Genomic DNA, 19,373 nt, shown 5'->3' with positions numbered 1-19,373 from the left:
GAGAGTCCCTCGGGGGAGGCGCCCGATGACCACCAAGCTGTTCGGCGAGCCGGTCCGCCGCCGCGAGGACGCCCGGCTGATCACCGGGAAGGGCCGCTACCTCGACGACATCGGGCACGACGCGCTGGCCGCCGCGTTCGTGCGCAGCCCGCACGCGCACGCGCGGATCACCGACGTCGACGTGGAGGGCGCGCTCGACGTCGAGGGCCTGGTCGCGATCTACACCTACGAGGACCTGACCGGCCCGATGGCCGAGCCGCTGCCGGTGCTCATCCCCCACCCGCAGCTGCACGCGCCGCGCACCGGCTACCCGCTGGCCGACGGCGAGGTGAACCACGTCGGCGAGCCGGTCGTCATGGTGGTCGCCACCGACCGGTACGTGGCCGAGGACGCCGCCGAGCGGATCGTGGTCAGCTACGAGGAGCTGCCGGTGGTCGTCGGGGTGGACGCCGCCCGGGACGCGGCCGCCGCCGTCCACGACGAGATCCCGGACAACGTCGCGGCGCGGCACCACCAGGAGACCGGGGACGTCGAGCCCGCGCTGGCCGCGTCTCCGCACACGTTGAGCTTCACCCAGTACATCGAGCGCAGCGCCTGCATGCCGATGGAGGGCAAGGGCGTGCACGCGCGGTGGGACCCGGCGGACTCGTCGCTGCGCGTCTACTCGAGCACCCAGGCGTCGACGTCCGTGCGGGCGGCGATCGCGGCGAAGCTGGAGCTGTCGCTGGACGCCGTCGAGGTGATCGCGCCCGACGTCGGCGGCGGCTTCGGCGTCAAGATCGTGCACCCGTGGCCGGAGGAGCTGCTGGTGCCGATGGCCGCGATCCGGCTGGGCCGGGAGGTGAAGTGGGCCGAGGACCGGCGGGAGCACTTCATCGGCAGCGCCCACGAGCGCCAGCAGCGGCAGGAGATCACCGTCGGGTTCGACGACGACGGCAGGATCACCGCGCTCGACGTGCACGCCTGGCACGACAACGGCGCGTACACGCCCTACGGGATCATCGTGCCGATCGTGACGGCGACCCAGCTGGTCGGGCCGTACGCGATCCCCGTGTACCGGGTGGTCGTGGAGAGCGTCTACACGAACACGGTGATCGTGACGCCGTACCGCGGGGCCGGGCGGCCGCAGGGCTGCTTCGCGATGGAGCGGACGATGGACCGCATCGCCGACGCGCTCGGTCTCGACCGGGCCGAGGTGCGGCGGCGCAACCTGATCCAGCCCGACCAGTTCCCCTACGACCACCACCTGACGTTCCAGGACGGCCGGCCGGTCATCTACGACTCCGGCGACTACCCGGGGCTGCTGGACAAGCTGACGGCGCTCGTCGACTGGGACGGCATCGAGGAGCGGCGGGCCGAGGCGGCCGCGCGCGGGAAGATGCTGGGCGCCGGGATGGCGCTCTACGTGGAGGGCACCGGGCCCGGGCCGTACGAGGGCGGGCACGTGCAGGTGCTGGGCAGCGGCAAGGTGCTGGTCGCCACGGGGCTGACGTCGCAGGGGCAGGGCCACGAGACGTCGTTCGCGCAGATCGTGGCCTCCGAGCTCGGCGTCCCGATCGAGGACGTCGAGGTGACCACCGGCGACACGCGGCGCTTCCCGTACGCCGTCGGCACCTTCGCCTCGCGGGCCGCGGTGATGAGCGGCAACGCGATCGCGCTGGCCGCCCGCGGGGTCAAGGAGAAGGCGCTGCGGATCGCCGCGGAGGTGCTGGAGGCCGACCCGGACGACCTGGAGATCGTCGACGGCGTGGTCGGGGTCAAGGGGACCCCCGGGGCCTCGCTGCCGCTGCGCACGGTCGCCGTCCTGTCCAACCCGCTGCGGTACGCGTTCGACGAGGCGGCCAAGCAGGCGACGCAGTTCGCGCGGGCCGGGTCGGACGACAGGCCGCCGGTGGCGCCCGGGGACGCGCCGGGGCTGGAGCACCGGGACTACTACTCGCCGATCCGCTCGACGTTCGCCTCGGGCGCGCACGCCGCGGTGGTGGAGATCGACCCGGCCACCTGGGAGATCGACGTCGTCTCGTACGCGGTCGTGCACGACTGCGGCAACGTGGTGAACCCGATGATCGTCGAGGGCCAGGTGCACGGCGGGGTCGCGCAGGGCGTGGCCGGGGCGCTGTACGAGCGGATGGCCTACGACGCCGACGGGCAGCTGCAGAACGCCTCGTTCATGGACTTCCTGATGCCGTACGCGTCGGAGGTGCCCGACGTGGCGATCGACCACCAGCAGACGCCGTCGCCGCTGAACCCGCTGGGCATCAAGGGCGCCGGCGAGGCCGGCGTCATCCCCGGGACTGCGGCGATCGCCTCGGCGATCGAGGACGCGACCGGACGGCGGATCGCGGCGATGCCGATCTCGCCGACCGAGCTGTACGACGTGATGCGCTCCCCGGATGCGGAGCTGACGGCGGCCGCGGGCCGCAGAACGGGAGTGGGTGCGTGAACCTCGACGGCTCGGCGGTGCTGCACGGGACGCCGGAGCAGGTGTGGGCGGTTCTCACGGACCCGGCGGTGCTGGCGCGGACGATCCCCGGTTGCGAGTCGCTGGAGCTGACGGGGCCGGACGAGTACCGCATGAACGTCTCGGTCGGGGTCGGCGCCATCCGCGGGACGTACGCCGGCGAGGTGCGGCTGACCGACCAGCAGAAGCCGACGTCGTACGTCATGCACGCCTCGGGCGCCGGTGCGCCGGGCAACGCGCGGGCGAAGGTGCTCATCTCCCTCGCCGGGGACGGCGACACGACGACGCTGACCTACTCGGCCGACGCCGTGGTCGGCGGGCCGGTGGCCGGCGTGGGGCAGCGGATGATCACCGGCGTCGCCAAGCGGATGGCGGGCCAGTTCTTCCAGGCCGTCGACGACGAGCTGATGAACCCGGCCGGGGCCGTGCCCGCACCCTCTCCGGCCGAGGCGCGGGCGACGTCCGCCGCGGTGAGCTCGACGACCGCGCCCGCCGCGGAGGCCGTTCCCGCGGGGACGTCCCCGGCGCCCGCTCCGCAGGTCTTCACCGGCCGCGCCGCCGCTCCCGCTGCGGCCGGGGGCACGCTGGACCTCCGCTCGTTCCTGGTGGGCGCGGCGTCCGGCGGCCTGCTCACCGCCTGGGGCGTCGCCCTCGGCTACCTCCTCGGCCGCCGCCGCTGATCAGGCGGGTCGTGGTGAGAGACCGCGCCGTTCAGTAGCTTCGCGTCACCACCCGCGTCTGGAGGCCCACCCGTGGTCGACGCTGCTCACGGACACCCCCGCACCGTCCGGCGGCGGCCGCTGCTCGCGGCTCTCCTCGCCCTGGTGGCGCTGGTCGCGGCGTGCACGTCGGACTCCGGCGGGGGCGACGACGCCTCCCCGGAGAGCAGCGAGGCGAGCACGCCCCCGGGTACCGATCCCCTGCCGCCACTGCCGGACGACGTCGCCCTGCCCATCGTCTTCGTGCACGGTTTCGCCGGCTCGGCGCAGCAGATCGAGTCCAACGCGATGCGGTTCGTGGCCAACGGCTACCCCGAGGCCCGGATCGTCGCCTACGACCACGACGGCGCCGGCCTGGAGATCGAGGCCTACGCCGCGGGCCTGGCCGAGGTGGTGGACGAGACCCTCGCCGGGTTCGGCGTCGAGCAGGTGTACCTGATCGGTCACTCGCGGGGCACCAGCGTCTCCAACCAGTTCCTCACCGACCCGGCGCAGGCCGCGAAGGTGGCGAAGTACGTCGCCATCGACGGCCGCCCCTGCCCCGGAGGCCCGGTCCCCTGCATCGCGCCGGTGCAGGCGCAGTTCCTCGGCCAGACGCACGTCGAGGTGGCCACCTCGAAGGAGTCCTTCGCCGTCCAGTACGAGTTCCTCGTCGGGGAGGCCCCCGAGGTGGTCGACATCGTGCCGCAGAACGACCCGGTCGAGATCTCCGGTCGGGCGGTCAACTTCCCGGCCAACACCGGCCGCGAGGCCACCCTCGACGTCTGGGCGATCGACCCCGAGACCGGCGCCCGCACCGGCGACGAGCCGCACGCCAGCGTCGAGCTCGGGCCGGACGGCGAGTTCGGGCCGATCGAGCTGGAGAACGGCGCCCACTACGAGTACGCGCTGAGCAGCGACGCCTCGCCGATCGTCCACCACCTCTACCTGCAGCCCTACGTCCGCAGCAGCTCCTTCGTCCGGCTGCTCTCCTCCGAGCCCGACGGCCCCGTCCGGCTGAACACGAACACCGGCGACGGCCACAGCGCGCTCGTGATCACCCGCATGCGGGAGTGGCACTCCGAGGGCGACGCCGACGTCCTGGAGCTGAGCGTCGACGGCGACGAGCCCGTCGACGTCATCACCGACTTCGTGGGCAACGACGGCATCGGCCTGCACGTCCACGACGACGCCGCCACCCCCGGCCAGACCACGCTGGCTCCGCTGCCCTACTTCAGCGAGCAGCCCTTCCAGAGCGGCATCGACGTGTACCTGCCCGCCTCCCCCGACGCGGACGGCACCATCACGGCCACCAACCTGCCGCGCGGCGACGCGAGCCGGCCGCAGACGCTCAACGTGCCGAACTGGCCGTCCAGCGGGCACACGGTCAGCCTGGTATTCACCGACTGGCCGGTCGACGGGGCGGCGTGAGGGTCAGCCCAGGGCGTCGTACACGGCCTCGACGTAGGCCTGGGCGCGGTTCGAGCCGAGGATGCCCGGCGCCATCGCGTTCATCACGTAGGTGATCGTCAGCCGGCGGTCGAGGTCCATCACGGCCAGCGAGCCGCCCCAGCCACCCCAGTAGAAGGTCCGCCCCTCCGGCACGTACGGCACCACCGGCGAGCCCAGGCAGTAGCCGATGCCGAACCGGAACGGCTCGCCGAGCACCAGGTCCACGCCGTCGGACTGCTGCCGCAACACCAGCTCGATCGTCTCCGGCGACAGCAGCCGCACCCCGCCGGCCTCGCCGCCCAGCGACAGCACCCGCAGCACGTCCAGCACGCCCCGCGCGTTCGAGTGGCCGTTGAGCGCCCCCAGGTCGGCGGCCCGCCACTCCGGCGTCGTCGTCGCCTTCACCGACATCGTCGGCGCGGTGAACGTCCGCACGGAGATCGAGTTCGGGTCGACCTCCCCGGCCGGCTCCACCCGCGGCGGCGCCACCACCGGGGCGATCCGCTCCCAGTCGGCCTCCCGCGCGCCGACCTGTAAGTCGGCGCCCAGCGGGCCGGCGATCTCGTCGCGCACGAACTTGCGGAACGTCTTGTTGGTGATCCGCCGGATCACCTCGCCGACGAGGAAGCCCTGGTTCGCCGCGTGGTAGCCCGACGCCGTGCCCGGCTCCCACCACGGCCGCTGCGCCGCCAGCCGCTCGGTCGCCGAGGGCCAGTCGTACATGTCGCGCACGGAGAACGGCTGCTCCCAGCCGGAGACGCCGGAGGTGTGCGACAGCACGTGCCGCACCAGCACGCCCTTCTTGCCGTTCGCGCAGAACTCCGGCCAGTAGTCGCCGACCGGCGCGTCGACGTCGAGCTCACCGCGCTCGACCAGCACCAGCGCGGCCAGCGCCAGCACGCACTTCGTCGTCGACCAGACGTTGGTGATCGTGTCCTGGGTCCACGGCGTCGTCCGCGCCTCGTCCCGGTAGCCGCCCCAGACGTCGACGACGGTCTCGCCGTCGAGGTCGACCGCGACGGACGCCCCCAGCTCGTCCTGCTCCAGGTGGTGCGCCAGCGCGTCACGCACCCCGGCGAACCTGTCGTTCCACGTGCCCTGCACCTCAGCCACGAGGACCTCCTACCCCGATCCTGCTGTTCAACCGCCCGTAACCTCTCACCGCATGAGTGCACGGCCCACCGCCCTGGTCACCGGCGCCAGCTCCGGCATCGGCGAGGCCTTCGCCGAGCGGCTCGCCGCCGACGGACACGACGTCGTCCTCGTCGCCCGCGACCGCGAGCGCCTCGAGACCCTCGCCGAACGGCTGCGCGCCGACCACGGCGTGCAGGCCGAGGTCCTCGTCGCCGACCTCGCCGACCCGGCCCAGCGCCGCGCCGTGGAGCAGCGGCTGGGCGACGGCACCCCGGTCGACCTGCTCGTCAACAACGCCGGCTACGCGACACCGGGCGAGTTCACCGACACCCCGCCCGACGTCCTCACCGCGAACCTCGAGGTGAACGTCGGCGCCGTGCTGGCGCTGACCCGGGCCGCCCTGCCCGGCATGCAGCGGCGCGGCAGCGGCTCGATCGTCAACGTCTCGAGCATCGCGGGTTTCCTGCCCGGCCGGGGGTCCGTCTACGGCGCCGGCAAGGCCTACGTCACCACGCTGTCGCAGAGCCTGGCGCTCAGCGCCGCCGAACACGGCGTCCGCGTCATGGCCCTGTGCCCCGGTTACACGAGGACGGAGTTCCACCAGCGCATCGGCCAGGAGCGCTCCGGCCCCGCCTGGCTGTGGATGGACGCCGACCAGGTGGTCGACGCCGCCCTCGCCGACCTCGCCCGCGGTCGCGTGCTGTCGATCCCGGGTGCGGTCTACAAGGGCATCTACGCGGCGACCCGCATCGTGCCGCCGAGCCTGGTCCGCCGGCTCGCCGCGAGGTCCGCCCGCGGCCGCGGCTGACCTGCGGCGGGCCGCGCCGCCGACGTATCGACGGCGTATGCGGAATCGCAGACGCCCCGGCAACCGGCCGGTGGCTGGACTGCCCGCATGCCTCCTCGACTCCGCGCCGCCCTGCTCGCCGTCCCGCTGCTGCTCGCCGGCCTCTCCGCGTGCTCGGACCCCACGACCGGGACGGCGACCGAGGTGGCCGCGGACGGCACCGCCCTCACCGTCCAGGACGGGTACGTGCCCCACGGCGCGGCCGTGTCCCCGTTCGCCGACGTGCCGGCCGTCACCCGGCTCGAGCCGGACCTGCGCGCGGCCCTGCAGGCGGCCGCCCGCGCCGCGGCGGAAGACGGCGTGGACCTGTACGTGACCAGCGGCTGGCGCAGCGCGGCCTACCAGCAGGCCCTCTTCGACGCCGCGGTCGCCGAGCACGGCAGCGTCGAGGACGCCCGGGCGTTCGTGCTGCGGCCGGAGGAGTCCGAGCACGTCACCGGGCGGGCCGTCGACATCGGCCCACCCGCCGCCACGAGCTGGATGCAGCAGCACGGCGCCGGCTTCGGCCTGTGCCAGACCTACGGCAACGAGCCCTGGCACCACGAGCTCGCCACCACCCCCGGCACCGCCTGCCCGCCCCCGTTGGCCGACGCCCGCGCCGGGTGAGCGACATACGCCCGCGATACGCCTACCTCCCTACCCTGGCGCGCGTGCGGTGCTGATCGCGGAGGACGAGCCCTACCTGGCCGACGCCGTCCGCGCCGGCCTGCGCCTGGAGGCCATCGCCTCCGACGTCGTCCACGACGGCGACAGCGCGCTGGAGAACCTCGCGGTGAACGCCTACGACGTCGTCGTCCTCGACCGCGACCTGCCGGGCACCCCAGGCGACGAGGTCGCCCGCCGGATCGTCGCCGACGGCCTGGCCTGCCGGATCCTCATGCTCACCGCGGGCCGGGCACCGCCGAGGCGTCCGAGGCCTGTTCGTGCTGGATCCGGCGCCCCGGCCGCCGCTACCTTGCCCGCGTGCGCGCGCCCGGGTCCCGGCTGCGCCGCGCCGCCCGCCGGCTCCGCCTCGCGCTGCTGCCGCTGCCCGGTCAGGCCCTCGCGCTGACGGTCCTCGTCGCCGTGCTCGCCGCGGTCGCCGTCTCCGTCCCGCTCGTGGCCGGGTCCGCCGAGGAGGGCGCCTGGGACCGCGAGCGCGACCGCAGCGCCGCCGTCGCGCTCGGCACCACCTACGCCACGACGACGGTCGAGGACCCCACCGACCCCGAGCCGCCCCGCGCCGCCCGCGCCGGCGCGCTCGACGACGCCGTCACCGCCACCGCGGCCGGGCTCGGCCTCGACCCGCCCCGGTCGCTGGTCCGCGTGCGCGACTCCCTCTTCCTCTCCACCCCCGGCGGGCTGAACCGGGTGCTGCTGTTCTCCCGCACCGGAGCGGAGCAGAACGTCGACCTCGTCGCGGGCGCGCCCCGCGCCGGCGCCGTGCTGATCCCGCAGCGGCTCGCCGACCTCGCCGGGCTGGGCCCGGGCGACGTCCTGCGCAGCGAGAGCAGCGGCGGCGCCCCGATCGAGCTGCCCGTCGCCGGCGTGTACGCCGAGCCGCCCCTGCCCCTGGACGAGTACTGGGCCGGGCAGGAGGCGCTGCTGGTCCAGCCGCGCTACCGCGGCCTGGACGACCCGGTCCACCCGACGGCCGCGGTCATCGCGCCGCGGGCGCTGGTGCTCGAGGTCGCCGACGAGCTGGAGAGCGGCCTGGCGCTGGAGTGGTTCCTGCCGCTGCCCCCCGGGCTGGACGTCGACGGCGCCCGTGGCGCCGCCGAGCGCCTCGACCGGTTCCGCGCCGCCCTGGCCACGCCGCGGGGGGACGTCGTCCGCGCGGCCGCCGCCGGCGACCTCGGCCCGCCGGCGCCGCTGACCCGGCTGCCCCAGGCGCTGGCGACGGTCGACCGCACCGTCGAGCTGCTGGTCCCGCCGGTGCGGGCCGTCGGCCTCGGCGGCGCGCTGGCCGGGCTCGTGCTGGTCGGCGCGTGGGCCGGCCAGCGCGTCCGCCGGCGGGAGGGCGAGCTGCGCGCCCTGCTGGTCCGCGGGCTCTCGCCGGCCCGGGCCGCCGGCGCGGCGCTGCGCGAGGCGCTGCTGCCCACGCTCGCCGGTGCCGCCGGCGGCGGTGCGGCCGGCCGGCTGCTCGTCCGCGCGTCCGGCCCCGCGGCCGACCTGCCCGACGGCGTCGCCGCGCAGGCTGCCGCGGTGCTGGCCGCCGGCGCGGGCGCCGCCCTGCTCGCCGTCACGGGGGTGACCGCGGCCGCGGTCGCCCGGATGGACGTCGTCGGACGACGGCCGCGCCGGGCCGTGCCGTGGGTCGCGCTCACCGCGGGGGTCACCGCCGCCGTCGCGGTGCTCGTCCTCACCGGGGACACCGACGACGGCGGCGTGGCGCTGCTGCCGCTGGTCCTCCCGCTGCTGGCCACCGTGGCCGCCGCCGGCGCCGTCACCGCCCTCCTGCCCCGGCTCGGCCGGCGCGGGCGCGCCCGGCTCGGGCGGCTGACGCCGGCACCCTTCCTGGCGCTGTCCCGCGTGGCGGCCGGGCGGGGCGCCGTCCGCCTCGTCGTCGTCACCACGGCGCTGGCGCTGGCCCTGGTCGTGCAGGCCGGTGCGCTCGCCGACTCCGCCGCCCGGACCATCGACGCCAAGGCGACCGTGGCCGCGGCCGGCGACGTGGTCGTGCCGCTGCTGCGCCAGGTGCAGGACGCCGGCCCCTCCCCCGAGGGGACGACGATCGTGGCGCGCACCGAGGGTCTGACGCTGGTCCCCGGCCGGCTGACCGTCGACGTCCTCGCCGTCCGGCCCGGCGACCTCGAGGCCGTCGTCCGCTGGGACCCCGCGCTGGCCGACCGCCCGCTCGCCGACCTGGCCGCGGCGCTGGCCGGCCGCGGCGGCGACCGGGTGCCCGTGCTGCTGGCCGGGCCCTTCCCCGGCGACCTGGGCGGTGACCTGGTGGCCGAGTTCGCCCGGGTCTACGCGGTGCCGGTCGAGGTGGTCGGCCGGGTGGCCGCCTTCCCCGGGCAGCGGGGCGACGGGCCGCTGCTGGTCGCCGACCGGGACCGCTTCGCCGCGGCCATCCGGGCGAGCGGGCGCGAGCCGGAGACGTTCCTCGACCAGGAGCTGTGGGCCCGCGGCGAGGCCGCGCCGCTGCTGGGCGCGCTGACGGCGGCCGGCTGGGCCTTCGACCCCGACCAGGTGGTCACCTCGGCCGACTTCGCCGCCCGCCCCGAGCTCAGCGCCCGCACCTGGTCCTTCGGCCACCTGCGCGCCGTCGCCGCGCTCGCCGGGCTGCTCGGGCTGACCGGGCTGGCCGTGCAGGCCGGCGCCCAGCAGCGCCGGCGCGCGGCAGCCTCGGTGCTCCTCACCCGCATGGGCATGGGCGGCCGGGCGCAGCGCACCGCGGCCGCGCTGGAGACCGGGCTGCTCGCCTGCCTCGGCGCCGTGCTGGCGGTCGCGGTGGCACTGCCGGTGTCGGCCCTGCTGGTGCGGCTGCTCGACCCGGTGCCCGACGTCCTGCCCGGGCCGCTGTTCAGCGTGCCGTGGGGCACCCTGGCCGCCGTGGCCGCCGGCGCCGTCACGGCCACCCTCGCCGGGTCGCTGCTGGTCGGCCGGGTGGCGCGGCAGACGACGGGCGGGCGGGTGATGCGCGATGCCGCATGAGGAGCCCGCGGCACGGTGCGACGGACTGGTCCGCATCTACTGGTCGCCCAGCGGCGAGGTGCACGCACTCAAGGGGGTGGACGTCGTCGTCCCGGCCGGCCGGGTCACCGCCGTCACCGGCCCCTCGGGCTCGGGCAAGAGCTCCCTGCTGCGCATCCTCGCCGCGCAGGACCGGCCGACCGCCGGCCGCGCCGAGGTCGCCGGACAGTCCCTGACCGGGCTGTCCACCCGCCGGCTGCGCGCGCTGCGCCGCCGCTCCATCGGCTACGTGTTCGCCCGGCCGTCGCAGAACCTCTCGCCGCACCTCACCGTCCGCGAGCACCTGGCCGCGGCCGCCCGGCTGCGCCGCACCCGGGGGGACGACGCCGCCGAGCTGCTCGACCGCCTGGGCCTGGCCGACCGCGCCGACCACGTGCCCGCGCAGCTGTCGGGCGGGGAGCAGCAGCGGCTGGCCTTCGCCGCCGCCGTCACCGGGCGGCCCACCCTCCTCGTGGCCGACGAGCCGACCAGCGAGCTCGACAGCCGCACCACCGCCGACCTGCTGGAGGCGGTGCGGGGTCTGGCGACGGCCGGGACGACGGTCCTGCTGGCCACCCACGACCCGCTCGCCGCGGCGGCCGCCGACCGGGTGGTGCACCTGCGCTCGGGCACCGTCGCGCACGAGGAGGTCGCCGGCCGCCGGCTGGCGGTCATCGACGGCGACGGCCGGGTGCAGCTGCCCGAGGACGCCCTGGCCCGCTTCCCCGACCGGCGGGCCCTGCTCGAGGTGACCGAGGACGGCGTCGTGCTGCGGGAGCCGACGTGAGCGCGCTGCGCGGCACCGGGCTGGCGAAGTCCTACCGGCGCGGCCGCGAGCAGGTGCACGCGCTGCGCGGGGTCGACGTCGCCGTCGCGCCGGGCGAGCTCGTCGCCCTGCTGGGCCGCTCGGGGTCGGGGAAGTCGACGCTGCTCAACTGCCTGCTCGGCTGGGAGCGCCCGGACGCCGGCGCCGTCGAGGTCCCCGGGGCGCCCGAGCCCGCCGCCGCCCCGTGGACGACCGTCGCCGTCGTCCCCCAGCAGTTCGGGCTGCTGGAGGAGCTGACGGTCGCCGGGAACGTCGCGCTGCCGGCCCGCCTGGCCGGGGACGCCGACCCCGCCGCGGCGGCGGCCGCCGTGCTGGCGCAGCTGCGGCTGGAGCACCTCGCCGACCGCCTGCCCGGCGAGGTGTCCCTGGGCGAGCAGCAGCGGACGGCGCTGGCCCGCGCCCTCGTCGTCCGCCCGGCGTTCGTCCTGGCCGACGAGCCGACCGGCCACCTCGACGAGGAGCTGACCGGCACGGTGCTCGGCGTGCTGCGCTCGGCCTGCGCCGCCGGCACCGGGGTGCTGGTGGCCAGCCACGACCCGGCGGTGGTGGCCTCCGCCGACCGCGTCCTGCGGCTGGACGACGGCCGGCTGGAGGCCACCGGCTGACCTATCCCTGCGCGGGAGCCGCCGCGTGCCGGGAGGCCATGGGCCGGCCGGCGTGCCGGAGCAGCAGGACCGCCGTGGCCAGGGTCCACAGCATCATCAGGATGAACGCCGGGAAGGCCGCCCAGCCGAGGCCGACGTCGTCGAAGTCCTCCTGGAACACGCCGCCCAAGCTGACGATGAGCAGCACCGCGACGACCGCGGCCCACCAGCCCAGCCAGTGCGGCAGCGTGCGCGTGGCCACGACCGCCGCCGCCACGCCGAGGAACAGCGCCGCCCCGGCCGGGACGCCGGCGAAGCCGACCCAGTCGTTGAGCACCGCGAGGGTGGTGAAGACAGCGGGGTCCCCGTCGATCTCGGCGGTGCCGCTCACCATCGCCAGGTAGATGCCCTCGGACACCATGATCGTCGCCGCGAACACCGCGCCGGCGATCGCCACCACGCCGGAGAACAGCCCGGCGCGGCCCTCCGCGCGGCGCAGCCGGCTCCACAGCCCGGCCAGGAACAGGAGGAACGCGACGTCGCCCAGGAAGGCGAGCAGCAGCGACCACTGGTGCCCGGTCCGGTCGGCGGCGATGTCGGCGGCGATCGCCGCGCCGCCCTCGTCGGCCATCGGCGTGCCCGGGGTGAAGAAGCTGGCCACCACCAGGACGACGAAGACCAGCCCCGCCACCGCGGCGACCAGGTCCCAGGTGTGGTCCCTGACCGGCGTCCCGTCGTCGTACGGCCCGTCGATCCCGGCCGCGGCTCCCGCGGCGGTCCCACTCGTGCGGTCCATGACCATCCCCTTCCGTGCTGTCAGGACCAGCTCGCCGGGTGTCTTCCGGCCAGGCGAGTGTGGACCCGTGGGGAGGGGACGGCGGCGTTCCGTGCGCGCCGCCTGACGGCGCCCGGCTCAGCCGGCCCGCAGCACCGGGTAGTCCGTGTAGCCCTCGGCGCCGCTGGCGTAGTAGAGGTGCGGCCGCTGCTCGTTCTCCGGGTGCTGCCCGGCCCAGCGCTCGACGAGGTCGGGGTTGGCGATGACGGCCCGCCCGACCGCGACGACATCGGCGTGCGCGCTGTCGATCAGCGCCGTCGCCTCCTCGCGGGTGGTGATCGAGCCGAAGCCGCTGTTGGCCATGAGGGGCCCGTCGAAGCGGCGGCGCAGCTCCTGCACCAGGTCGCCGGCCGGCTCGCGGTGCAGCACGGACAGGTAGGCCAGGCCGAGCGGGCGCAGCCGGTCGAGCAGGTGCCCGTAGGTGGCGAGGACGTCGTCCCGGTCGTCCTCCAGCGCGCCCTGGATGTTGTGCTCGGGGGAGATCCGCAGCCCCACCCGGCCGGCGCCGACCGCCTCCGCCACGGCCGTGACGACCTCGACCACGAAGCGGGCGCGGTTCTCCGGCGAACCGCCGTACTCGTCGTCGCGCCGGTTCGCCGCCGGGGAGAGGAACTCGTGCAGCAGGTAGCCGTTGGCGCCGTGCATCTCCACGCCGTCCAGGCCGGCCTCGACCGCCCGGCGGGAGGCGTCGACGAAGGTCTGCACCCGTTCGCGGAGCTCGTCGGTGGTGAGGGCGTGGGGCACCGGGTACGGGTGCTTGCCGGTGGCCGTGCGCGCCTCGCCCTCGATGGCGACCGCGCTGGGGGCCTCGACGCGGCGGCCGCCGTTGATCTCGGGGTGGGTCACCCGCCCGCCGTGCATCACCTGCATCACGATGCGGCCGCCACGGGCGTGCACCGCGTCGGCGACGCGGCGCCAGCCGGCCACCTGCTCGTCGGTGACGATGCCGGGCTGGCCGACGAACGCCTGCGACTCGTGCACCGGGTAGGTGCCCTCGGTGACGATCAGCCCGAGCCCGGCGCGCTGCGCGTAGTGCTCGACGACCAGGTCACCGGGGACGCCCGACGGGCCCGAGCGCATCCGGGTCAGCGGGGCCATCGCCACGCGGTTGGCCAGCTCGAGGTCGCCCAGGGTCACGGGTGAGAAGAGATCCACGGGAGGTTGCGACAACCAACCGACTGCGGGCATTCCGTGAGGCGACCGGCATCACGCCGACCACCGGTCCGGGCGGCGCCGACCTGCCCACTCAGGCCGCGGCGGCCGCGAGGTGCGGCTCGAGCGCCTGCATGATCATCGCCTGCGGCCGGGCGCCGACCACCGTCGCCACCAGCTCGCCGCGGACGAAGAGGGCCAGCGTCGGCATCCCCATGACCCGGTGGCGGCGGGTGGTCTCCGGGTTCTCGTCCACGTCGAGCGCGACCACGCGCATGCGGCCGGCCTGCTCCTCGGCGATGCGGGCCAGGACCGGCGCGATCATGCGGCACGGTGGGCACCAGCTCGCGGTGAACTCGACGAGCACCGGGACGGCGCTGGCGAGCACGTCGGCGGCGAAGGCGGCGTCGGTCGTGGTGGGCAGGTCGGCCATGGCGGCGTCCTCTCGGTGTCGGCCGTGCGGGAGCCCGGTCAGCGGTTGACCTGGGCGACGAGTTGCTCGCGCGGGGCGATCTGCGCTCCGCACTCGCAGGTCAGCCGGGCGGTGACCCGGCCGCCGCAGCCGCCGTGCCGGTAGTCGACGGCCGCCTGCGTCCCGGCACCGAGGTGCCGCTCGCCCCAGTCCGACATGGCGGCGAGCAGGGGGATCAGGTCGTAGCCGGCCTCGGTGAGCACGTACTCGGAGCGCACCCGGCTGCCGGGCAGCTGGTAGGGCCGGGGGGCGAGGACGCCGGCCTCGACGAGCCGGCGCAGACGGTCGGACAGCACCGTCCGGGAGGCGCCGGTCGCAGCCTCCAGCTCGTCGAAGCGCCGCAGCCCGAGCGAGACCTCCCGGACGACGAGGAGCGACCAGCGCTCCCCCACCAGCGTCAGCACCTCGGCCACCCGATCCTTCACGGTGCTGAGTATGGACCCAGGACCCAGGTCCTGACCAGAGGTCGCTGCACGGCCGCCGTGCACCTGCCCACTCCTGGGACCGCCCGGGAGGTGGACAGGTGCACGGCGGCCGCGGGCCTCAGGCGACGGCGCGGCGGCGGGTCACGACGGCGCCGGCGACCAGCGCGACGAGCACCCAGCCGGCGAGGATCGCGACCGAGCGGCCGGTGGCGTCCCCCTGCGCCAGCGCGATCACGGCCTCGGCCGGGTCGAGCCGCGAGCCGATCTCCGGCTTGAAGGTCCGCACCACCGGCAGGGCGCCCAGGATGACGAGGTACAGACCGGTCAGCGCCGCGGGGGTGTTGGTCAGGGCGGCCCCGGTCCCGGCGCCGACCAGCGCGAACGCCGCCCCGGCGGCCACCGCGGCGACGACGGCGCGACCTGCGCCGTCCCACGCGACGTCGCTCTCCAGCAGGGCCAGTCCGAGCACGGTCAGCGCCGTCGACACCGCGGCCAGAGCCGCTCCGAGCAGCGCCACGGCGACCGCCTTGGCGGCCAGCACCCGGCCGCGACGGGGCGTGAGCAGGAACGTGGTCTGCACCGTGCGGTGCGTCCACTCACCGGCGGTGGACAGCACCCCCAGGGCCAGCAGGACCAGCGCGGTCAGCATCCCCATCACGCCGACCGGACCGGTGACCGAGCCCAGCGGCTCGGAACTGGCGGTGGAGATGACCGCGGCGGCGGCCGGCATCAGCAGCGCCGACGCGGCGGCCAGCGCCTTGCCCGAGCGGGTCGACAGCGACTTGCGCACCTCGAGCGCGACGAGGGTGGCCGGCGACGCCGGGCCGGGACGGACGGCGGGGCGGGCGGTGGTCGGGACGGCGGTGGTCACGGCGGGCTCCGGGGACAGGGTGGTGGTCACGGTGGGCTCCAGGGGGTCGTCGAAGGGGGGTCGTCAGGCGGTGAGGGAGAAGAAGAGGTCCTCGAGCGCGCGCTCGGTGGGCCGCAGGTCGACCAGGGCGTGACCCCCGGCCGCGGCGACGGCGCCGACCGCGGCCGGCTCCGCGCCCGGGACGACGAGGGCGCCGTCGTCGCCGTGTTGCACGTGGAACCCCGCGGTCGCCAGCGCGCCGGCGAGGGCGGCCGGGTCGACGGCGCGCACCGTCGTCCCCTCGGCGCCGAGCAGGGTGGCGACCGAGCCGTCGGCGACGATCCGCCCCTGCCCGATCACCAGCAGCCGGTCGACGGTGTGCTCGACCTCGCCGAGCAGGTGGCTGGAGAGCAGCACCGTGCCGCCGCGGGCGGCGTGCCCGCGGAGCAGGTCGCGCATCCAGCGGATGCCCTCCGGGTCCAGGCCGTTGGCCGGCTCGTCGAACACCAGCACCGGCGGGTCGGTCAGCAGCGCGCCGGCGATGCCGAGCCGCTGCCGCATGCCCAGCGAGTAGCCCCCGACCCGGCGGCGGGCGGCGCCGGCCAGGCCGACGAGCTCCAGCACCTCGTCGGCCCGCGCCGCGGGCACGCCGGCCGCCGCCGCGAGCAGCCGCAGGTGCGCCCGGCCGGTGCGGCCGGGGTGCACCGCCGAGGCGTCGAGCAGGGTGCCGACGACGGCGCCGGGGTTGGGCAGGTCGACGTAGGGGCGGCCGTCGACCAGCGCGGTGCCGGAGGTGGCCGGCACCAGGCCGGTCATCATCCGCATGGTCGTGCTCTTGCCGGCGCCGTTGGGGCCGAGGAAGCCGGTCACCGTGCCGGGCTCGAGGGTGAACGACACGTCGTCGACGACGGTCCGGGTGCCGTACTGCTTGGTCAGTCCGCTGACCGTGATCATCGCTGCCTCCAGGGGTCGGGCTGTCGACGACCAACCTGCCGGTCGGGGTGCCGCCTCCGCGTCGGCCGGAGGCAGCCGATCGCGTCGACGGAGGTCGCGGCCGTGTCATCCGATGGATGACGTCGGCCGGGACGATCGGTCGACCCGCCGCGGCCGGGCGCGGACATACGCTCCGCCGCATGGGGTTGCGGGACCGCGTCTGGCCGGGGCTGCGCGCGCGCAGCATCTGGTTCGAGGTCCTGCTCGCCCTCGTCAGCACGGGCACGGTCGTGATCGGCGTCGCGACCCCCGAGGCGCGCCTGGCGCCCGACGCCGTCCTCGTGACCGGCGGCGTGCTGCTGGTCCTGACCCTGCTGCTCTTCCGCCGGTCGGCGCCGCTCGTGCCGTTCGTCGTGAGCGCGGCGCTCGGGGCGCTGGTGCCGGCACTGACCGTCGGCATGCTGCTGACCGCCTACGCCGTGGGCCGGTACGAGGGCCGCTGGCGGGTGCGGGTGCCCGCCGCCGTCGTCGGGGCCGTGGCCGTGGCGCAGCCCTGGGCCGTCGACCGGCTCGACGAGGCGGTCGCCGCGGTCGGCGGGGTCGCGATCGCCCTGGTGCTGCCCGCCGCGGTGGGCATCTGGCAGCGCACCCGCGCCGAGCTGCTCGCCGCCCTGCGCGAGCGCGCCGAGCGGGCCGAGACCGAGCGGGAGCTGATGGCCCGCGAGGCGGTGCTGGGCGAGCGCACCCGCATCGCCCGCGAGATGCACGACGCCGTCGGGCACCGGGTGAGCCTCATGGTGCTGCAGGCCGGCGCCATCGAGGTGGCCGCGGCCGACCGGGACCGGGTCGAGCAGCTCGCCGGGCAGGTGCAGGCCGCCGGCCGCCAGGCGCTGGAGGAGCTGCGGCAGATGGTCGGCGTCCTGCGGGCCGACGACGCCGTGCCGCTGGCCCCCCAGCCGGGCCTGGAGAGCGTCGGCCGGCTGGTCGAGGAGAGCCGCGCGGCCGGGCTGGACGTCGAGCTGCGGGCGGCCGACGGCGGGGACGCCGTCGACCCCTCGGTGGGGCGGGCCGCCTACCGGGTCGTGCAGGAGGCGCTCACCAACGCGGCCAAGCACGCGCCGGGGTCGAGGGTGTGCGTGGAGCTGGACCGGCGGGAGGAGGAACTGGTGGTGCGGGTGGTCAACGGGCCGGGGCGGGAGCCGGCGGCCGACGCGCCCTCGGGCGGCTACGGGCTGGTCGGGCTGGCCGAACGGGTGCGCACCCTGGACGGGCGGCTGACCACCGGCCCGCGGCTGGACGGCGGCTTCGCGGTCGAGGCGGTGCTGCCGGCGTGAGCGGACAGGGGCGGGGGCATCGCGGCGAGCGCCGGCGAGCGGGGAGCGGAGCGCTCCGCGGGAACGGACCCTGGATCCGGTGAGCGACGCGATCCGGGTGCTCCTGGTCGACGACGAGGAGCTGGTGCGCTTCGGCCTGCGCACCGTGCTGGAGGCCACCGGCGGCTTCGAGGTGGTCGGCGAGGCGGGGGACGGCGCGGCCGGCGTCCGCGCGGCGCGGGAGCTGCGGCCCGACGTCGTCCTCACCGACATCCGGATGCCGGTGCTCGACGGGCTGGAGGCGACCCGGCAGATCCTGGCGCTGCCCGACCCGCCGCAGGTCGCCGTCCTCACGACCTTCCACCTCGACGAGTACGTCTACGCCGCGCTGGCCGCCGGCGCCGCGGGCTTCCTGCTCAAGGACACCCCGCCCCGGGAGATCGCCGCCGCGGTGCGCGCGGTGGCCGACGGGACGGCGTCGCTGTCGCCCGCGGTGACCGCCACGCTCATCGACTCCTACGTCGAGCGCCGGGCCGCGCCCCGCCGGGTGGAGGCGCTGCGCCGGGTCGCCGAGCTGTCGGACCGGGAGCGCGAGGTGCTCGTGCTGCTGGGCGGCGGCGGGTCCAACGCCGAGCTGGCCCGCGAGCTGTTCGTCAGCGAGGCGACGGTGAAGACCTACGTCAGCCGGCTGCTGGCCAAGCTCGACCTGGCCAACCGGACGCAGGCGGCGATCCTCGCCCACGAGGCCGGGCTGCTGGAGGGCTGACCCGGCCCCTCAGCGTCGCGGGCCGGGCGGCTCCTCGCGCACCGAGCGGCGGCGGCGGTGGGTCTTCACGCCGTACATCGCCCGGTCCGCGCGGCTGATCAGCTCGTCGGCGCTCTCCCCGGGCCGGCCGACCGCCGTCCCCACGCTGAGCCCCAGGGTCACGGGGCCGGCCGGGGTGGGGAACGGCGCCGACATCCGCTGCGTCACCTCGGCGGCCAGGTGCTCGAGGTCGCCCGCCGTGGCGGCGGGGCAGACGACGACGAACTCGTCGCCGCCGAAGCGGGCCACGAGCTGCTCCGGTCGCACCGCCGCCGCGAGCCGGCCCGCCGCCTCGGCGAGCACGAGGTCGCCCACCGGGTGCCCGTGGGCGTCGTTGACGGCCTTGAACTCGTCGAGGTCGCAGAACAGGACGCCGCAGCCGACGCCGCCCTCCTGGTACACGCGCAGGACGTCGAACAGGACGCCCCGGTTGGGGACGCCGGTGAGCAGGTCGGTCTCGGCGCGGTGGTGCAGGCGGGCGTCGCGCTGCGGGTCGTCGCTGACGTCGAGCGCCACGCAGGCGACGGCGGCCGGCCGGCCGGCCGCGTCGAGGAGCACCGTGTTGCGCATCGTGACCCGGCGCCGCTCCCCGGTGCCGGTGAGCCAGTCGCCCTCCTGCCGGTGGGCCCGGCCGGTCGCGATGGCGCGGGCCACGGCGTCCTCGGCCAGGGCGACGTGCTCGGGGACGACGTACACCTCGGTGAACCGCCGGCCCAGCAGGTCGGCGGGCGACCGGCCGGTGAAGCGCTGCAGCGCGGGGTTGGCCAGCAGGATCCGGCCTCCGGCGTCGACGACGACCAGCAGCGCCTCGGTCGCCTCGGCGAGGGAACGGAGCAGTGCGGCGTCCAGGGCGGCGTCCAGGGCGGGGTCGTCCAGGGCGGCGGCGTCCGGGGCGGCGCCCCCCGCGGGCACGGACTCCGTCGCCACGT

General features: G+C 76.3%; 19 protein-coding genes. 11 read left to right on the top strand and 8 right to left on the bottom strand.

Annotated elements, in window-relative coordinates:
* Positions 1-25 precede the first annotated feature (25 nt).
* The 3 genes from cutA (at position 26) to ACI8AX_RS02455 (ending at position 4,590) form a co-directional block, all read left to right on the top strand.
* The gene (cutA, locus tag ACI8AX_RS02465) at positions 26-2,443 is read left to right on the top strand and encodes an aerobic carbon-monoxide dehydrogenase large subunit (protein WP_456548202.1); all 2,418 of its coding nucleotides are present in this window, start codon (positions 26-28) and stop codon (positions 2,441-2,443) included.
* Positions 2,440-3,141: an SRPBCC domain-containing protein gene (locus ACI8AX_RS02460; protein WP_456548201.1), complete on the top strand. Its 702-nt coding sequence runs from the start codon at positions 2,440-2,442 to the stop codon at positions 3,139-3,141. Before cutA ends, ACI8AX_RS02460 begins: the two co-directional genes overlap by 4 nt.
* Positions 3,142-3,213: 72 nt before the next feature.
* Positions 3,214-4,590, top strand: a complete 1,377-nt coding sequence (locus ACI8AX_RS02455) for an alpha/beta fold hydrolase (RefSeq protein WP_456548200.1) — start codon at positions 3,214-3,216, stop codon at positions 4,588-4,590.
* 3 nt (positions 4,591-4,593) lie between these two features.
* On the opposite strand, the gene ACI8AX_RS02450 is transcribed toward ACI8AX_RS02455, so the two are convergent.
* Positions 4,594-5,724, bottom strand: coding sequence for a serine hydrolase domain-containing protein (locus ACI8AX_RS02450; RefSeq protein ID WP_456548199.1), 1,131 nt, complete (start codon positions 5,722-5,724; stop codon positions 4,594-4,596).
* A gap of 52 nt (positions 5,725-5,776) precedes the next feature.
* Here ACI8AX_RS02450 and ACI8AX_RS02445 point away from each other — a divergent pair, with 52 nt between their 5' ends.
* The 6 genes from ACI8AX_RS02445 (at position 5,777) to ACI8AX_RS02420 (ending at position 11,680) form a co-directional block, all read left to right on the top strand.
* The gene (locus ACI8AX_RS02445) at positions 5,777-6,553 is read left to right on the top strand and encodes an SDR family NAD(P)-dependent oxidoreductase (protein ID WP_456548198.1); all 777 of its coding nucleotides are present in this window, start codon (positions 5,777-5,779) and stop codon (positions 6,551-6,553) included.
* A gap of 87 nt (positions 6,554-6,640) precedes the next feature.
* Positions 6,641-7,198, top strand: a complete 558-nt coding sequence (locus ACI8AX_RS02440) for a M15 family metallopeptidase (RefSeq protein WP_456548197.1) — start codon at positions 6,641-6,643, stop codon at positions 7,196-7,198.
* A gap of 49 nt (positions 7,199-7,247) precedes the next feature.
* Complete coding sequence (locus ACI8AX_RS02435) at positions 7,248-7,643, top strand: response regulator (RefSeq protein ID WP_456548196.1); 396 nt, start codon at positions 7,248-7,250, stop codon at positions 7,641-7,643.
* Complete coding sequence (locus ACI8AX_RS02430) at positions 7,556-10,231, top strand: hypothetical protein (protein WP_456548195.1); 2,676 nt, start codon at positions 7,556-7,558, stop codon at positions 10,229-10,231. Before ACI8AX_RS02435 ends, ACI8AX_RS02430 begins: the two co-directional genes overlap by 88 nt.
* Complete coding sequence (locus ACI8AX_RS02425; RefSeq protein ID WP_456548194.1) at positions 10,221-11,036, top strand: ABC transporter ATP-binding protein; 816 nt, start codon at positions 10,221-10,223, stop codon at positions 11,034-11,036. The genes ACI8AX_RS02430 and ACI8AX_RS02425 overlap by 11 nt, the downstream gene beginning before the upstream one ends.
* Entirely contained in the window at positions 11,033-11,680 is a 648-nt protein-coding gene (locus tag ACI8AX_RS02420; protein ID WP_456548193.1) for an ABC transporter ATP-binding protein, read from the top strand. Before ACI8AX_RS02425 ends, ACI8AX_RS02420 begins: the two co-directional genes overlap by 4 nt.
* A gap of 1 nt (position 11,681) precedes the next feature.
* On the opposite strand, the gene ACI8AX_RS02415 is transcribed toward ACI8AX_RS02420, so the two are convergent.
* From ACI8AX_RS02415 to ACI8AX_RS02390, 6 genes are all read right to left on the bottom strand, one after another.
* Positions 11,682-12,455, bottom strand: a complete 774-nt coding sequence (locus ACI8AX_RS02415) for a hypothetical protein (protein ID WP_456548192.1) — start codon at positions 12,453-12,455, stop codon at positions 11,682-11,684.
* 117 nt (positions 12,456-12,572) lie between these two features.
* Positions 12,573-13,682, bottom strand: a complete 1,110-nt coding sequence (locus tag ACI8AX_RS02410; protein ID WP_456548191.1) for an alkene reductase — start codon at positions 13,680-13,682, stop codon at positions 12,573-12,575.
* Between the two features lie 58 nt (positions 13,683-13,740).
* Positions 13,741-14,079, bottom strand: a complete 339-nt coding sequence (locus ACI8AX_RS02405) for a thioredoxin family protein (RefSeq protein ID WP_456548190.1) — start codon at positions 14,077-14,079, stop codon at positions 13,741-13,743.
* Between the two features lie 38 nt (positions 14,080-14,117).
* Positions 14,118-14,543, bottom strand: a complete 426-nt coding sequence (locus tag ACI8AX_RS02400) for a winged helix-turn-helix transcriptional regulator (protein WP_456548189.1) — start codon at positions 14,541-14,543, stop codon at positions 14,118-14,120.
* 118 nt (positions 14,544-14,661) lie between these two features.
* Positions 14,662-15,444 carry a hypothetical protein gene (locus ACI8AX_RS02395; protein ID WP_456548188.1) on the bottom strand — a complete coding sequence of 261 codons (783 nt, stop codon included), beginning with the start codon at positions 15,442-15,444 and terminating at the stop codon, positions 14,662-14,664.
* A 33-nt stretch (positions 15,445-15,477) separates the two neighbouring features.
* On the bottom strand, positions 15,478-16,347 hold the full coding sequence (locus ACI8AX_RS02390; RefSeq protein WP_456548187.1) for an ATP-binding cassette domain-containing protein: 870 nt from the start codon (positions 16,345-16,347) through the stop codon (positions 15,478-15,480).
* A gap of 179 nt (positions 16,348-16,526) precedes the next feature.
* On the opposite strand from ACI8AX_RS02390, the gene ACI8AX_RS02385 reads away from it, so the two are divergent.
* Positions 16,527-17,660 carry a sensor histidine kinase gene (locus ACI8AX_RS02385; protein WP_456548186.1) on the top strand — a complete coding sequence of 378 codons (1,134 nt, stop codon included), beginning with the start codon at positions 16,527-16,529 and terminating at the stop codon, positions 17,658-17,660.
* A 79-nt stretch (positions 17,661-17,739) separates the two neighbouring features.
* A complete protein-coding gene (locus tag ACI8AX_RS02380; RefSeq protein ID WP_456548185.1) occupies positions 17,740-18,405 on the top strand; it encodes a response regulator transcription factor in 666 nt (221 codons plus the stop codon).
* Positions 18,406-18,414: 9 nt separating this feature from the next.
* Here the strand turns inward: ACI8AX_RS02380 and ACI8AX_RS02375 are convergent, their stop codons facing one another.
* Positions 18,415-19,371, bottom strand: a complete 957-nt coding sequence (locus ACI8AX_RS02375) for a diguanylate cyclase domain-containing protein (protein ID WP_456548184.1) — start codon at positions 19,369-19,371, stop codon at positions 18,415-18,417.
* Positions 19,372-19,373: the final 2 nt, after the last annotated feature.

The sequence above is a fragment of the Blastococcus sp. SYSU D00813 genome, from assembly GCF_054050735.1.
Note: the sequence above shows the minus strand (reverse complement) of the source record. Positions and strands in the feature narration are given on the sequence as shown.

Excerpts from the sequence above, each read along its gene's own strand:
- cutA (WP_456548202.1), top strand. The coding sequence starts at position 26 with ATGACCACCAAGCTGTTCGGCGAGCCGGTCCGCCGCCGCGAGGACGCC.
- ACI8AX_RS02445 (WP_456548198.1), top strand. The coding sequence starts at position 5,777 with ATGAGTGCACGGCCCACCGCCCTGGTCACCGGCGCCAGCTCCGGCATC.
- ACI8AX_RS02440 (WP_456548197.1), top strand. The coding sequence starts at position 6,641 with ATGCCTCCTCGACTCCGCGCCGCCCTGCTCGCCGTCCCGCTGCTGCTC.
- ACI8AX_RS02425 (WP_456548194.1), top strand. The coding sequence starts at position 10,221 with ATGCCGCATGAGGAGCCCGCGGCACGGTGCGACGGACTGGTCCGCATC.
- ACI8AX_RS02415 (WP_456548192.1), bottom strand. The coding sequence starts at position 12,455 with ATGGACCGCACGAGTGGGACCGCCGCGGGAGCCGCGGCCGGGATCGAC.
- ACI8AX_RS02410 (WP_456548191.1), bottom strand. The coding sequence starts at position 13,682 with ATGCCCGCAGTCGGTTGGTTGTCGCAACCTCCCGTGGATCTCTTCTCA.
- ACI8AX_RS02405 (WP_456548190.1), bottom strand. The coding sequence starts at position 14,079 with ATGGCCGACCTGCCCACCACGACCGACGCCGCCTTCGCCGCCGACGTG.
- ACI8AX_RS02390 (WP_456548187.1), bottom strand. The coding sequence starts at position 16,347 with ATGATCACGGTCAGCGGACTGACCAAGCAGTACGGCACCCGGACCGTC.
- ACI8AX_RS02385 (WP_456548186.1), top strand. The coding sequence starts at position 16,527 with ATGGGGTTGCGGGACCGCGTCTGGCCGGGGCTGCGCGCGCGCAGCATC.